At 64.0% G+C, this 15,846-nt stretch carries 10 protein-coding genes and 1 pseudogene; 5 read left to right on the forward strand and 6 right to left on the reverse strand.

What is annotated here, in order from left to right; genetic code table 11:
• Positions 1 to 31: 31 nt before the first annotated feature.
• The 4 genes and pseudogenes from rfbA to msbA form a co-directional block, all read right to left on the reverse strand.
• On the reverse strand, positions 32 to 919 hold the full coding sequence (gene rfbA, locus UC34_RS18870; protein ID WP_044456777.1) for a glucose-1-phosphate thymidylyltransferase RfbA: 888 nt from the start codon (positions 917 to 919) through the stop codon (positions 32 to 34).
• Positions 920 to 996: 77 nt separating this feature from the next.
• Positions 997 to 2,058, reverse strand: a pseudogene (gene rfbB / locus UC34_RS18875) (dTDP-glucose 4,6-dehydratase); the annotation flags it as partial.
• A 30-nt stretch (positions 2,059 to 2,088) separates the two neighbouring features.
• Positions 2,089 to 2,670 (reverse strand): peroxidase-related enzyme, encoded by a 582-nt coding sequence (locus UC34_RS18880; RefSeq protein WP_044456778.1) that lies wholly within the window; start codon positions 2,668 to 2,670, stop codon positions 2,089 to 2,091.
• A 175-nt stretch (positions 2,671 to 2,845) separates the two neighbouring features.
• A complete protein-coding gene (gene msbA, locus UC34_RS18885; RefSeq protein WP_044456779.1) occupies positions 2,846 to 4,597 on the reverse strand; it encodes a lipid A export permease/ATP-binding protein MsbA in 1,752 nt (583 codons plus the stop codon).
• A gap of 173 nt (positions 4,598 to 4,770) precedes the next feature.
• Between msbA and recQ the strand changes: the two genes are divergently transcribed.
• Together recQ and UC34_RS18895 are read left to right on the forward strand one after the other, a co-directional pair.
• On the forward strand, positions 4,771 to 6,582 hold the full coding sequence (gene recQ / locus UC34_RS18890; RefSeq protein WP_044456780.1) for a DNA helicase RecQ: 1,812 nt from the start codon (positions 4,771 to 4,773) through the stop codon (positions 6,580 to 6,582).
• Positions 6,583 to 6,651: 69 nt separating this feature from the next.
• Complete coding sequence (locus UC34_RS18895) at positions 6,652 to 7,404, forward strand: glycosyltransferase family 2 protein (protein WP_044456781.1); 753 nt, start codon at positions 6,652 to 6,654, stop codon at positions 7,402 to 7,404.
• Positions 7,405 to 7,502: 98 nt separating this feature from the next.
• Here the strand turns inward: UC34_RS18895 and UC34_RS18900 are convergent, their stop codons facing one another.
• Entirely contained in the window at positions 7,503 to 8,354 is an 852-nt protein-coding gene (locus tag UC34_RS18900; protein WP_044456782.1) for a glycosyltransferase family 2 protein, read from the reverse strand.
• Positions 8,355 to 8,499: 145 nt separating this feature from the next.
• The gene (dnaE, locus tag UC34_RS18905; protein WP_044458397.1) at positions 8,500 to 12,081 is read right to left on the reverse strand and encodes a DNA polymerase III subunit alpha; all 3,582 of its coding nucleotides are present in this window, start codon (positions 12,079 to 12,081) and stop codon (positions 8,500 to 8,502) included.
• A gap of 232 nt (positions 12,082 to 12,313) precedes the next feature.
• Here dnaE and UC34_RS25215 point away from each other — a divergent pair, with 232 nt between their 5' ends.
• The 3 genes from UC34_RS25215 (at position 12,314) to gluQRS (ending at position 15,813) form a co-directional block, all read left to right on the forward strand.
• Positions 12,314 to 13,801 (forward strand): anthrax toxin-like adenylyl cyclase domain-containing protein, encoded by a 1,488-nt coding sequence (locus tag UC34_RS25215; protein WP_052811129.1) that lies wholly within the window; start codon positions 12,314 to 12,316, stop codon positions 13,799 to 13,801.
• 167 nt (positions 13,802 to 13,968) lie between these two features.
• A complete protein-coding gene (locus tag UC34_RS18915) occupies positions 13,969 to 14,847 on the forward strand; it encodes a sulfurtransferase (RefSeq protein ID WP_044458399.1) in 879 nt (292 codons plus the stop codon).
• 120 nt (positions 14,848 to 14,967) lie between these two features.
• Positions 14,968 to 15,813, forward strand: coding sequence for a tRNA glutamyl-Q(34) synthetase GluQRS (gene gluQRS, locus UC34_RS18920; protein WP_044458400.1), 846 nt, complete (start codon positions 14,968 to 14,970; stop codon positions 15,811 to 15,813).
• Positions 15,814 to 15,846 lie beyond the last annotated feature (33 nt).

Raw genomic sequence — 15,846 nt, forward strand, 5'->3', positions numbered from 1 at the left:
ACGGGTGCACAGGGTTCGTGTCAGGCAGCGATCAGAACACCCGCTCGCGCAACATCGAGAGGAGATACTGACCGTAGCCCGTCTTCGCCAGCGGCTGTGCCAGCGTCTCGATCGCAGCGGCATCGATCCACCCGCGTCGGTACGCAATTTCCTCAGGACAGGCGACCTTCAGCCCCTGGCGCGATTCGATCGTCTGAATGAACGTGCTCGCTTCGAGCATCGATTCATGCGTGCCGGTATCGAGCCACGCGTAACCGCGCCCCATGATCTGCACGTTGAGCTTGCCGCGCTTCAGATACTCGTTGTTGACGTCGGTGATTTCCAGCTCGCCGCGCGCCGAAGGTCGGATCGTGCGCGCAATCTCGATGACGTCGTTATCGCAGAAGTACAGGCCCGTGACCGCGTAGCGCGACTTCGGCTGCGTGGGCTTTTCGATCAGTTCGATCGCGCGCCCCGAGTCGTCGAACGTCACCACGCCGTAGCGCTCCGGATCGTTCACCGGGTAGGCGAACACGGTCGCGCCGTCGGTCTGCTGGTTTGCCGCGCTCAGCAACGCCGCGAAATCGTGGCCATAGAAAAGGTTGTCGCCCAGCACGAGCGCGCACGGATCGTTGCCGATGAAATCCGCACCAATCAGGAACGCCTGCGCCAGCCCGTCGGGAGACGGCTGCACCGCGTACTGGATGCTCAGCCCCCACTGGCTGCCGTCGCCGAGCAACTGCTCGAAGCGCGGCGTGTCCTGCGGGGTGGAGATCACGAGCACGTCGCGAATGCCCGCGAGCATCAGCGTGGTGAGCGGGTAGTAGATCATCGGCTTGTCGTAGACGGGAAGCAGTTGCTTCGATACCGCCAGCGTCGCCGGATACAGGCGGGTGCCGGACCCGCCCGCGAGAATGATGCCCTTGCGTCTCGTCGTCATGCCGCACCTCCCGTCGGGGCGGCCTTGGCGTCCCGTCCTTGAGTTTGATCCCCGCCTTGATCACCGGCTTGCTCATCGCTTTGCTCACGATAATGCGTCTCGATCCAGCGCTGATATTCGCCGGATTGCACCTGACGCACCCACTCGCCGTTGGCGAGATACCACTGCACTGTCTTGCGCATGCCGGTCTCGAACGTGTGCGCCGGACGCCAGCCCAGTTCGCGCTCAAGCTTGCGCGCGTCGATGGCGTACCGACGATCGTGGCCGGGGCGGTCCGTGACGAACGTCACCTGATCGGCGTATGACTTGCCGTCGGCACGCGGCGAAAGCTCGTCGAGCAACTGGCAAAGGTGCTTCACGACCGACAGATTGTTCTGCTCGTTCCAGCCGCCCACGTTGTAGACCTCGCCCGGCGTGCCCTTGCTCAGCACTTCGCGGATGGCGGAACAGTGGTCGCCGACGTACAGCCAGTCGCGCACGTTGCTGCCGTCGCCATAGATCGGCAGCGGCTTGCCGGCCAGTGCGTTGGCGATGACCAGCGGAATGAGCTTTTCGGGAAACTGGTACGGACCGTAGTTGTTCGAGCAGTTGGTCGTGAGCACCGGCAGGCCATACGTGTGGTGATACGCCCGCACGAGGTGATCGGAGCCCGCCTTGGACGCCGAATAGGGGCTGTTCGGCGCGTAAGGCGTGGTCTCGGTGAACGCGGGATCGGTCGGGCTCAGCGAGCCGTAGACTTCGTCCGTCGACACATGCAGAAAGCGGAAGCTCTCACGTGCGTCGCCCTCGAGCGCGCTCCAGTACGCGCGCGCGGCTTCGAGCATCGTGAACGTGCCGACGACGTTCGTCTGCACGAAATCGCCCGGCCCGTGAATGGAGCGGTCGACGTGACTCTCCGCCGCGAAGTGCAGCACTGCGCGCGGACGATGCTCCGCATACAAACGATCGAGCGCCGCCCGGTCGCAGATGTCGACCTGCGCGAAACGGTGACGTGCGTCGTGCTCCACGCTCGCCAGATTGGCGAGGTTGCCCGCGTACGTCAGCTTGTCGAGGGTCAGCACCGGCTCATCGTGTTGCGCAAGCCAGTCCAGAACGAAATTTGCGCCGATGAAGCCGGCGCCACCAGTCACGAAGATCATGGGGTATGCAAAATGAGTGGGGGAGCGGCCTTACTTGCGCGGCACACGTCCCATCAGGAAAAATTCGTCGTTCGGCCGCATCGAAATCGCGTTCGCGATGCGGTTGGACATACCGAAAAACGCCGTGATCGCGGCGATGTCCCAGATGTCCTCGTCATGCAGACCGTGGCGGCGCAGGGTGGCGTAATCGTCGTCGCTCACGTCCTGCGAACGCTCGCAGACCTTGAGCGCATACGCCAGAATCGCCTTCTGGCGATCGGTCAGGTCCGCCTTCAGATAGTTGACAGCCACCTGATCGGCCAGCAGCGGCTGCTTCTCGTAAATGCGCACCAGCGCCCCGTGCGCCACCACGCAATAGAGGCACTGGTTCACGGCGCTGGTCGCCACCACGATCATCTCGCGCTCGCCCTTGCTCAAGTTGCCTTCCTTGAGCATCAGCGCATCGTGATAGGCGAAAAACGCGCGGAATTCGTCCGGGCGATGGGCCAGCGTCAGAAAAACGTTCGGGATGAAGCCAGCCTTTTCATGAACCTCGTCGATACGCGCGCGGATATCCGCCGGCAGCGAGGCAAGGTCCGGCACGGGAAAACGGCTGATCGGCGGCTGGCTCATCGTGATCTCCTCGGTCTCATCGGCTTCATGGGCTTGGCTTCATGGGCTTCATGGGCATCATGAGCCTCATGGGTCTCATTGCGCACGGTCGGATGCGGGGCTCGGCGTCACCGTGCATGTGCGTCGCCCTGCCCGGCACACCATCGGCCTGTCGAAACGTCGCAATGACAAAACGTCAGGCTTCCTGCTGCTGCGCATACTGGATGCGGTGCAGATGGGCGTAAAGGCCATTATGCGCCACGAGTTCCTGGTGCGAGCCCTGCTCCACGATACGCCCCTGCTCCAGCACCACGATGCGGTCCGCGCGCTCGATGGTCGACAAGCGATGCGCGATCACCAGCGTGGTGCGGCCTTCCATCAGCACCTCGAGTGCCGCCTGCACGTGACGCTCCGACTCGGAATCCAGTGCCGACGTCGCTTCGTCCAGAATCAGAATCGGCGCGTCCTTGTAGATGGCGCGGGCGATCGCCAGACGCTGGCGCTGTCCACCCGACAGCCGCATGCCGTTGTCGCCCACCATCGTGTTCACGCCGTCGGGCATCGAGGCGACGGCGTCGGCCAGGTTGGCGGCGCGCAATGCGGCCTGCACGCGCTCGGCATCGACTTCCTGACCGTAAGCGACGTTCGCCGCGATGGTGTCGTTGAACAACACGACATCCTGGCTCACGAACGCGATCTGACGGCGCAGATCGGCCAGCCGCAGGTCGGTCAGCGCAATACCGTCGAGCAGAATACGGCCGCCCGTGGGGTCGAAGAAGCGCGGCACGAGATTGACCATCGTCGTCTTGCCGCTGCCCGAAGGGCCGACCAGTGCGACCATCTCACCCGGCGCGACGTCCAGCGAAATATTGTCCAGCGTCGGGCGCTCGCTCGCGCCGTAGTGAAAACTCACGTGATCGAACGTTACACGGCCCTTAGCGCGATCGAGCGTGCGTTCGCCACCGCTCGGCTCGACCTCCACGTCCATGACTTCGAAGATCAGCTCGGCGGCCGTCACGCCGCGTTGCAGCGGCTGGTTCACGTCCATCAGATGCTTGAGTGGCGACACGACGAGCAGCAGTGCGGTGACGAAAGCGGTGAATCCGCCCACGGTCATCTCGCCGGACGACGATTCGATCATCGCCACCGTGATGACGATCGCCAGCGCCAGCGAGGCCAGCGCCTGCGTGACCGGTTGTGCCAGACCGCCCGAGACCGTCACGCGCATGGCATAACCGCGCAGCGTGCTGGTCATCTTGTCGAAGCGGGACTTTTCGTACGCTTCGCCGTTGTGGATCTTCACGACCTTATAGCCGCCGACCGCCTCTTCGACCACGTAGGACAGCGCATTGGTCAGCGTCTGCTGCTCGCGGTTCAGACGGCGCAGGCGGCGATTGATCTTGCCGACCAGCCAGCCGATGAACGGCAGAATGACGGCCACGACGAGCGTGAGGCGCCAGTTCAGATAGAACAGATAGCCCAGCAGGCCGATGACGGTCAGCGAATCGCGCACGAGCGTGATGAGCACGGTGGTCAGCACGCCGAGCACCTGATTGACCTCGTAGACGATCGCATTGATCAGCGTACTGGTCGTCTCGCGCTGGTAGTACGACGCCGGAGCATGGAGCAAACGCTCGAACATGCGCACACGCAGATCGAGCAACACGCGGTTCGAGACCCACGACAGCATGTAGTTGGCCGAATACTGCGCCAGCCCCCGAATCACGGCCAGCCCGATCACGGCCGCCGGCACATACCAGAGCTTCCACGGATCGCCGCCGGAGAATCCTTTATCCAGCACCGGCTTCAAGACTGCCGGAATCGCGGCTTCGGTCCCCGCGACCAGCGCCATGGCGAGAACGGCCAGCAGGCCCATGTGCCAATACGGCTGGAGATAGCCCAGCAGACGTCGCAGAATCGGTCCGGCGGGCTTGTGCGGTGCGCTCATGTAAGTCGGGGACGGCAGGAAAACCGCTATTCTAACGTACCGCGCGCTCCCGCCGGGACGTGTCCGAACCGGACTCGGACGCCACCGCAAAATCTCCATGATCCCCCCACGATGCCCGACATCGGGGGCCCGCAGCGCGCCGAATGCAGGGTGGAACCGGTATACTCCGGCGCATGGCAAGCGCACTCGAAGTTCTCCGTACCGTATTCGGCTATAACGCATTCCGTGGCGATCAGGCCGCCATCGTCGACCATGTGGCCGACGGGGGCGATGCACTCGTGCTCATGCCCACGGGCGGCGGCAAGTCACTGTGCTACCAGATTCCCGCGCTGTTGCGCCCGGGCATCGGCATTGTCGTCTCCCCGCTCATCGCACTCATGCAGGATCAGGTCGATGCCCTGCTTCAGGCCGGGGTGCGCGCCGCCTATCTGAATTCGAGCCTCGCCTTCGACGAAGCGCTCGACATCGAGCGTCGCGCCTCGCGTGGCGAACTCGACCTGCTGTATGTCGCGCCCGAACGACTGCTGACCGAGCGCTTCCTCAACCTCCTGGATCGGCTCGACGAGCGGGCTCAGCTGGCGCTCTTTGCCATCGACGAAGCCCACTGCGTGTCGCAATGGGGGCACGACTTCCGTCCGGAATATATTCAGCTGTCCGCGCTGCATGAGCGCTACCCGCGGGTGCCCCGCATCGCGCTCACGGCGACGGCCGACACTGCCACGCGCGAGGAAATCCAGACGCGTCTGGGCCTGACCGAAGCGCGTCTGTTCGTCTCGAGCTTCGACCGGCCCAATATCCGTTACGAAATCGTCGACCGGGACAACCCGCGCAAGCAATTGCTGGCGTTCCTGGCGCGGCATCGCGGCGAGGCCGGCATCGTGTACTGCCTGTCGCGCAAGAAAGTGGAAGAGACCGCTGCCTGGCTCGAAACGCAGGGGATTCCGGCGTTGCCTTATCACGCCGGGCTGGACGCGGAGGTGCGTCGCACGCACCAGCAGCGCTTCCTGCGCGAGGAAGGCCTGGTTATGGCGGCGACCGTCGCCTTCGGCATGGGCATCGACAAGCCGGATGTGCGCTTCGTTGCCCACCTCGACCTGCCCAAGAGTCTTGAAGCCTATTATCAGGAGACGGGGCGCGCCGGACGCGACGGGGAGCCTGCCGAAGCCTGGATGACCTATGGCCTGAACGACGTCGTGGTGCACCGCAGCCGCATCGACGAATCGAACGCGTCCGAGTTGCAAAAGCGTATTGAACGCCAGAAGCTCGACGCGTTGCTCGGCTATTGTGAAGCCGCGCGTTGCCGCCGCACGGTGCTGCTGTCGTACTTCGGCGAAGCCAGCGAGCCGTGCGGCAACTGCGACGTGTGTCTCAATCCGCCGGAAGTCTTCGATGGCACCATCGCGGCGCAGAAGGCGCTCTCGGCCATTCTGCGCACCGGTCAGCGCTTCGGTGCCGGGCATCTCGTCGACTTGCTGCGCGGGCGCAGCACCGACAAGATCCGTCAGTTCGGGCACGAGAGCCTGCCGACCTTCGGCGTGGGCGGCGAAATGGACGATCAGGGCTGGCGGGCGGTGTTTCGTCAACTGATCGCCCACGGCATCATCGAGCCGGACAGCAGCCAGTACGGCGCGCTCACGCTCAATGCCGCAGCACGTCCCGTACTCAAGGGGGAAACTACGGTGTCGCTGCGCCGCCAACAGCGGCCGACCGCCGGCAAGAAGAGCCGCTTTGCTGGATACGCGTCGACACCGGCCATCGAACTGGACGTTGCCGACCAGCAGTTGTTCGAAAAGCTTCGCGCGTGGCGCCAGGACATGGCCAAGACGCAAGCGGTGCCGGCCTACGTTATCCTGCATGACCGCACGTTACGGGAGCTTGCGCAGCGCCGTCCTCGCCACCGTGAGGGGCTGGTGGATATCACCGGTCTGGGCGAAGCGAAGATCGAGCGCTATGGCGAAGCGCTCGTCGAACTGCTCAATGCGTGATCTGCCTGACGCCCATTGCACACTGACTCACGCCCGCTCATACTTCGCCCGCTTATACCTCGCCCGCTCATGCCACGCCTGCCGCTGACCGTCACGATTCTCACGCGCAACGAACGCCACAACATTGCCGACTGCATTGCCTCGGTCAACGCGATCGCCACGCAGATCGTGGTGCTCGACAACGCGAGTACGGACGGCACGGCGGACATCGCACGCGCACAAGGGGCTGAAGTGCACATCACGCCCGACTGGCCCGGCTTCGGCCCGCAGAAGAATCGCGCCCTGTCGCATGCCACGCAGCCCTGGGTACTCTCGCTCGACGCCGATGAACGCGTGACCCCGGCGCTGGCCGCCGACATTGCCGCTGCCATCGCGCAGGGGACACACACGGGCTATCGCATGCCGCGTCTGTCGCAGTTTCTCGGCCATTGGGTGAGGCATTGCGGGTGGTACCCGGATTACGTACTGCGGCTCTTTCGTCGGGAAGCCGGACGCTTCTCCGACAATCTCGTGCATGAGCGCGTGATCGTCGACGGCGAGATCGGCACGCTCGCCCACCATCTGCTGCATTACAGCTATACCGAAGCGCGTCAGGTCGAGGACAAGGTGCAGCGGTATGCGCGTGCCGGTGCAAAAGAAATGGCGTTGCGGGGCAAACGGGTGTCGCCGCTCAAACCGTGGATCAACGGCGGATGGGCGTTCGTTCGCACCTATGTGCTGCGACGCGGCTTTCTCGACGGCACGACCGGCGCGGCCATCGCTCACATGAATGCCCGAAGTGCCTTTCTCAAATACGCGTTGCTGCGGCGTGGCGACGTCTGAGGAAGGTCACGGGAGCCTCCGCACACGGGCGGCAAATGCGAAAACGGACGCCATAGGCGTCCGTTCTTCATCGAGCGTCAGTCAACCGACGCACTGCCCTACTTGGCCAGCGCGCGCTTGATGCGCGAGCGGAACAACTGCCAGCGCAGCTTGCTGTCTTCGACCGGTTCGGCCAGACGGCCATCGCTGCCCGCCGGCACCGCTGAGCCGCGACGCAGGTAGTAGCGGTCGAAAATCGACTGCGTCATACCCCACTTGCGCAGGAACTGCGTGCGCCCGTCGTTCTTCACGACCTTGCCCGTGCTCTTGCACTGGAAGTGATAGACAAGGCTCGCACCAACGCCGACGAAGCGTCGCGCGCCTGCCGCCCACATCTTCATCGAGAAGTCGTTGTCGCTGCTCATGCCCGGGCTCAGTTCAGTGCTGTAGCCGCCAACGAGGAACCACCAGTCGCGGTGCACGAGCGTCGGCGGCCAGGTCGCACCGAACCAGTCGGGTTTGTTGTAGGTCGGCACCGCAGCAAGGAGTCCTGCCTCGTCGAACTTGTCCACGTCTCGCCCGAAGTCATGCACCAGCACGCACGGGTTCCCCGTGTCGACCGGCTCGATCATCGTGCCCGAGAGCATGAACGCCTTGTCGGGCTGGGCCTCGGCGCGTTCGAGCAGCGCCGTGTCCCAGCCGGGGCAACAGTACATGTCGTCATTGAGATAAACGATGTACTTCTCGCGCGCGAGCGCCGCCGCCTGATTCACCGCGTAGCAGATACCGATGTTGTCGGGCGACGCCGTATGCTCGATGCCCTCGGCCCTGACCCAGTCGAGCGAGCCGTCCGACCCATCGTTGACATGCACGATGATCTGGTGGGCATGGCGCGAATTCTGGCGAATGCTGCGCACACAAAGTTGCAGCAAGGCGAGGTTGTTCCAGGTCGGAACGATGATGGAGAACATCCGGAATTCCTTAGTGTGTCGAACGTCGAGCTTCGTGCCGTGTACGGCGGGCGGCGAACGGTAGAGTGCCGAGGGCGAACGGCGTCATCGCCTGCACCCGGCGGGCCAACGCCCCCAAGCCCCCATGCCCCAATGCCCCAATGCATCAGTAGATGACCTGCACCGAGTCGGTCGTGAGCCACTGGCGAAGCTCGCCGAGCAATTCATCGCCGGGCTGGACCTTCCAGTCGTCGCCAAGACGGGACTCGCACTCGGCGTCGGGGCGGCGATACACGATGTGCACGGGCAAGCCGGTCTGCTTGTCTGCGTCGCCATCGCCATTGCCATTGCGTCGACCGAAACCGCCGCTGCCATTGCCGCCACCGCCACCGCCACCATTAAAGCCGCCGCCACCCGCCCCGGCCGTCGCTGCGACACGGTACATCGTGCAGTGCGGCTGAAGCGTGGCGCGCAGACGATTCCAGTCGGCGTTGCCATTGAACGACAGCTTGAGCGCCCGCGCATATCGCGCCCGCGCCCGGCCGAGATCCATCAGGCTCTCCACGGTGAAGCGCAGCCCGCCCGTAAAACTGTCGGGGCGCGCGTTGCCGTGCACGATCAGGAGTTCGTCTTCCTTGAACAGATGCTTGTTCGCTTCGAACTGTTCGTTGAAGATCGTCACTTCGAGCGTGCCCGTGCCGTCGTCCAACTGCACGATCAGCATCTTCCCGCGCTGCGTCATCATGGTGCGCATGCTGGAGATCACACCGGCCACGAGCCGGTCGCGACCTTCGGACAGGTCGCGAATTCGCGTGCGTACGAAGCGACGAACTTCTTCCGCGTACGAATCGAACATGTGGCCCGACAGGTAGAAGCCGAGCGCCTGCTTCTCTTCCTGCAACTTGCGCTTGTCGGTCCACGCCGGCACGTCCGCCAGTTCGAGCGGCGCTTGCAGACTTTCATCGCCAAGGTCGAACAGGCTGACCTGATTGGCGGCGGCGCTCGCCTGATCGGCGGCTTCCATCGCCATCGGCACGGACGCCATCAACTGCGCCCGGTTCTCGTGAATGGAGTCGAACGCGCCGGCACGAATCAGTGCTTCGATCGTGCGGCGATTCACCACGCGACGGTCGATACGCGCGCAGAAGTCGAACAGATCGGTGAAGGGCTTGTCCTCACGGGCGCGAAGGATTTCCTCGATGGCCGACTGGCCGCTGCCCTTGATCGCGCCCAGGCCATAGCGCACCGTCTTCGAGTCCGCCGGCTCGAACCGATAGGCGGAGACATTGACGTCCGGCGGCAGCACGCCCAGTCCGTTGGCCGGCGACAGACAATCTTCGTAGAGAATCTTGACCTTGTCCGTGTCGTCCATGGCCAAGCTCATGTTGGCGGCCATGAATTCGGCGGGATGGTGCGCCTTGAGCCATGCGGTGTAGTAGGCGAGCAGCGCGTACGCGGCGGCGTGCGACTTGTTGAAGCCGTAGCCCGCGAACTTTTCCATCAAGTCGAAGATTTCGTCCGACTTTTCGCGCGTGAGTCCATTCTCGGCAGCACCCTTGGCGAAAATCTCCCGGTGCTCGGCCATTTCCTCGGCCTTCTTCTTACCCATCGCACGACGCAGCAAGTCGGCGCCGCCGAGCGAATAACCGCCGATGATCTGCGCCATCTGCATCACCTGCTCCTGGTAGACCATGATGCCGTAGGTCTCCTGGAGCACCGGCTCGACGCGCGGATCCGGGTATTCGGTCTTTTCGCGGCCGTGCTTGCGCGCGCAGAAACTCGGAATCAGGTCCATCGGGCCCGGACGATACAACGCCACCAGCGCGATGATGTCCTCGAAGCGGTCGGGCTGGGCATCTTTGAGCATGCCCTGCATGCCTCGGCTTTCCAGCTGGAACACCGCAACCGTGTTGGCCTTCTTCAGAATGCTGAACGCTGCCGGATCGGTGAGCGAGACCTGATCGAGCGACCAGTCCGCCATCTCCGGGTGCAGGCGCTTGATGTAGCGCTCGGCCCAATTCAGGATCGTGAGGGTCGTCAGGCCAAGAAAGTCGAACTTCACGAGGCCGACCGCTTCCACGTCGTCCTTGTCGTACTGGCTCACCACGCCGCTGGCGTCTTCGCCGCTGCCTTGCGTGTAGAGCGGGCAGAAGTCGGTGAGCTTGCCCGGGGCGATCAGCACGCCCCCCGCGTGCATGCCGACGTTACGCGTGAGCCCTTCCACGCGCTGCGCCAGCTCGATGAGCTGCTTGACTTCGTCTTCCGTCTGGTAGCGCTCGGCGAGCTGTGGCTCTTCCTTGAGGGCGTCCTCGATAGTGACGTGCTTGCCCGGCTTGAACGGAATCAGCTTGGAGATGCCGTCGACAAAGTTGTAGCCGAGGTCAAGCACACGCCCCACGTCGCGCACGGCCGCCTTCGCCGCCATCGAGCCGAAGGTGGCGATCTGCGAGACGGCGTCCGCGCCGTATTTGTCCTTCACGTACTGAATGACGCGATCGCGACCGTCCTGACAGAAGTCGATGTCGAAGTCGGGCATCGAGACGCGTTCCGGATTCAGGAAGCGCTCGAACAGCAGGTTGTACTTGAGCGGGTCGAGGTCGGTAATGCCCAGTGCGTACGCAACGAGCGAACCGGCGCCCGAGCCGCGGCCCGGACCGACCGGCACGCCATTGTTCTTTGCCCACTGAATGAAGTCGGCCACGATCAGGAAGTAGCCGGGGAAGCCCATCTTGATGATCGTGCCGGTCTCGAAGTCCAGACGCTTGTAATACTCGGGCCGCTGCTTGTCGCGCTCGGCTTCGTCCGGGAACAGCAGCGCGAGGCGCGTCTCCAGTCCCTCCTTGGACAACTGCACGAGGTAGTCGTCGAGCGACATGCCGTCCGGTGTCGGGAACAACGGCAGCTTCGGCTTGCCGAGTTCGAGCGTCAGATTGCAGCGCTTGGCAATTTCGACGGTGTTGGCAATGGCGGACGGCACGTCTTCGAACGCGGCGATCATGTCGTCCTGCGTGCGGAAGCTCTGGTCCTGCGTGAAGCGGCGCACGCGCCGGGCGTTGCCGAGCATCTCGCCTTCCGAAATACACACACGCGCTTCGTGCGCGGTGAAATCGTCGGCCGTCATGAACTGGATCGGATGCGTGGCGACGACCGGCAGACCGGCCTTTGCCGCCAACTGCACCGCCTGCTGGACATACGATTCCATGCCCTGCTGGCCGGTGCGTTGCAGCTCGATGTAGAACGCACCGGGGAACACGCTCGCCCAGTGTTTCGCGCATTGCAACGCCAGATCGGGGTTGCCGGCGGCCAACGCCGCCCCCACGTCGCCCATCTGCGCGCCGGACAGCGCGAGCAGGCCGCGTGCGAGACCGTCAGCGGCGAGCCACGACGACTCGATCTCCGCCCGACCACGGTACTGATTGGTCAGCCATGCCTTCGAGAGCAACTGACACAGGTTCAGATAGCCTTCCCGGTCGCGCGCGAGCAGCAGCAATCGCGAGGGCTTGTCGCGATCGGCGGGATTCGTGATCCAGGCGTCGCAACCGATGATCGGCTTGACGCCCTTGCCGCGAGCTTCCTTGTAGAAACGGATGGCCCCGAACATGTTCGCCAGGTCGGTAAGCGCGAGCGCGCCCTGACCATCCTTGGCGGCGGCCTTGACGACGTCGTCGAGCCGCACGATGCCATCGGCGATCGAGTATTCGGAGTGGAGACGGAGGTGGACGAAGCGAGGTTCTGACATGGGCCGTATTGTAACGCGGCCTCCCCGGATTGATGGCCTTCTCGTTGCCCGCACGCCGCCCCGGGTCGGTGCGGCGCCTGTGCATGAGCGAATCCGGGAATCGCCCTCACTCGCGCTCGCGCAGACTTTCGCGCCAGTCGAAAACGCCGACGCACCGCTCACACCCGACGCGGCAGACCGGCCAGATCATGCCAATTCATATACGGGGCCAGACATGCAGTTATCTCCTCACCGGACGTCCATGCCGACGACGTTGCCGAACGCGGCCCACACCACGCCCGCCGGGTCGTCGTCCCATCCACGAGCATTGCCGGACGCCTCAACCGAGGTTTCACCGGCGCACGAGGACAAATCGACGAAGGAATCAACGGCCGACTGGGCCAACAAACCGGCCGCCAACGCGCCACGTGTGCGTGTCGATTCGGGCTACGACAGCGACCACAGCATCGATAGCGGAGACGGCGACGCCAGCGGTAACCACATCAATAACGACATCAATAGCGACATCAATAACGACATCCATAACGACGTCGAACCGGACGCATGTCGCGTCGGCAATCCTGCGCTCGACAGCCTGCGCCGCACCGTGGTCCATGCCAGCAATATCCGTGCGCCTCATGCGACGTTGCGACCGGTGTCCGAAAGGAATGACGCAAGTCAGGCAGCGGGCGTTGCCAGGGCGAGCGCGGCCAAGGCGGTCGGAACGTTGGCCGCTCACCGCCATGTCACGTCGATGCCGCTGTTCAGCGAATCCATTCAGCGCGTGGCCAACCTTTACAAGGTCGTGATCGGCTTGCGCCGTCCGAACGCACTCGGCCAGTCGCTGCTGCGCGACGATTTTCCGACCAAGAACTTTCACGTCAAGGCGAAATCGAGCGACAGGGGACCGACCGCCGGTTTCGTGCCTATCGAGCCGAGGTACGCCAAGGTCGATGTCCGGCAGTGGGAAAAGCAGGCAAGATCCGTCGCCAGCGCGCTGAAGGCGGGCGCCAAAGCCGTCGACCTGCGGCTCAGCCCTGACCGGGTGACGGAGTTGATCTCCCTGGGGGCCATGACGCATACCGGCGGTACGCACTACACCGCCGATTTCCCCGTCGGACGGCTCGCTTTCTCGCTCGCACCGTCGCGGCAACCCGCCGGATCGAATAGGGTCGAGGTGTTTGACGTCCTCGACGCTGGCGCCCGCCCCGTCAAGGTTCTGACCAATCCCCCGGAACTGCCCGACGGCTTCGCCAAGGACAAGACACGGCAGGCCAGCGCACTGCCGATCACCGCCGACTACGATCTGTTCTGCCTGTTCCCGCGCTGGCAGCGTGATGTCGATCAGGCGCCGATGCCCGTGCAACCGCACGTCGTGGCCGGGCCGAAGTCTCCCTCTCGCAATCTCGCGACGCAGTATCTGAAAGCCATTGCTGCCGACGCAATGCGGCCTGAGGACCCCAATATGGGCAACATTCCGTTATTTCACCGCACCGTTGTCGATGCGCTGAACGCCGCCGTGACTCAGGACGGTTACCAGGGTGGCAAGCTCTTCTGGCACAACGCGGAGAATGGCAACCCGTTCTCTGCCGGCTTCTCGATTGCCGACGCCCCGATATTCTTCGTGCCCGGCCAGCGTGAGCCGTTGACGGCCGCCAGCCTGGACGACCTGAGCCAAGTCATGGGGGCGTTGCGCGATCTCGGGTACGCCGCCAGGCTGAGCCCGCGGCTCAGCGTGTATGCGCGATGAGCGGAGCACGATGATCGAAGCGCAATGAACGACGCGCCAGCAGCGGCACGATGGACGCGGCGCGATAGGCGCATTCGGTCGACTTTGTCCTGAATCAAGCACGAACTTGTACCGAATCGGCGATAATGGCGGTTTATTGCTTCACGCTTTTGCGAAATCCCGTTGCCATGTCCATCGTCAATATCGCTGCGTACAAGTTCGTCACGCTCGACGACATCGCGACCCTGCGTCCGGCCCTGCTCGAACGCTGCCAGGCGCTCGACCTGAAGGGCACCATCCTGCTCGCGCCGGAAGGCATCAACCTGTTTCTGGCAGGCTCGCGCGAGGCCATCGACGGCTTTCTGCACGGCCTGCGCGCCGATGTCCGGTTCGCCGACCTCGAAGTCAAGGAAAGCCTCTCGGACGACCAGCCGTTCCGCCGCATGCTCGTGCGTCAGAAAAAAGAAATCATCACGATGAAGATGCCGGTCATCAAGCCGGCGGACGGGCGCGCGCCGGGGGTCGACCCCGCCACGCTCAAACGCTGGCTCGATGCCGGGCAGGACGACGAAGGTCGGCCGGTCGTGATGCTCGACACGCGCAACGACTTCGAAGTCGATGTGGGCACGTTCGACAACGCGATCGACTACCGTCTTACGAAATTCTCGGAATTCCCTGACGTCATCGCCGCACATCGCGCAGACTTCGAGGGCAAGACCATTGTGTCGTTCTGCACGGGCGGCATTCGTTGCGAGAAGGCGGCGATCTATATGCGCGACATCGGGCTCGAACATACGTATCAGCTCGACGGCGGCATTCTCAAGTACTTCGAGGACGTGGGCGGCGCACACTATCAGGGCGACTGCTTCGTGTTCGACTACCGTACCGCGCTCACGCCCGAACTGGCGCCGTCGGCGACCCGACAGTGCTTCGCGTGCCGCGCTGTCGTGACGGCCGAGGAACAGCGCAGTCCCGACTACATCGAAGGCAAGCAATGCCCGGCATGCGCAGGGGGCGCTCAGGCGGCGGCCGTCTCGCATGACGTGAGCGCAACGCCTGCGGCCTGAGCGCAGGTGGAACGGGCCACCGGGCAAGGCAGTGACCGTTCGCCTTGCGCATCGCGTGGCGAAGCCCAGTCACTCGCACGCCGCTATCGTGGGCGCTTTGCGCCGTCTCCGACCGGGCCGCTGCATCGCGGCTCGCTCGTCACTGCGCTGGCCAGTTGGCTGGACGCGCGCGCGCACGACGGCGTGTGGATCGTGCGCATGGAAGATCTCGACGAACCTCGTTGCGTGGCAGATGCCGCCGATGACATTCTCGCCACGCTTTCCCGGCTCGGCCTGCATTCCGACGAAGCGGTCGTCTGGCAAAGCCAACGTCACGCGCGCTATGAGCACGCACTCGCCTCGCTCACGGCGCACGGGCTCGTCTATCCGTGTGGATGCACGCGTCGCGAAATCGCCGACTCACTCACGCGAGTCCATGCACGTCACAGCACGCTCGCTTATCCAGGAACCTGTCGCGATGGCCTGCACGGCAAGACTGCGCGCGCCTGGCGTCTGCGGGTGCCCGACGGCGACGCCGCGCTGATGCATTTCGAAGATCGCTGGATGGGGCCGCAATCGCAAGATCTGGCCACGGAAGTCGGCGATTTCGTGCTCAAGCGGGCAGACGGGCAGTGGGCGTATCAGTTGGCGGTCGTCGTTGACGATCAGTTACAGGACATCACTGACATCGTGCGCGGCGCCGATCTGCTCGACTCGACAGCACGCCAGATTTATCTCCAGGCCTGTCTCGGCGCACCGACGCCGCGTTACCTGCATGTGCCGCTGGTCACGGCAGACGACGGTGAGAAGCTCAGCAAGCAAAATGGCGCCGCGCCCTTGTCGCTGGACACGCCGGCGGCAGTCCTCACCGCGCTCAAGGACGCGGCTTCCCATCTCGGATTACCGGGGGCGCTACGCGATATCGCCCATCGCGACGACTTTTACGCCGCCGCCACGCAAGCGTGGCGTGAACGTTTCGGACGCTGAACGCGCCACGACTTCCTTGGCACGAACGACAAA

Origin of the sequence: Pandoraea vervacti (assembly GCF_000934605.2) — a bacterium.
Classification (GTDB): domain Bacteria; phylum Pseudomonadota; class Gammaproteobacteria; order Burkholderiales; family Burkholderiaceae; genus Pandoraea; species Pandoraea vervacti.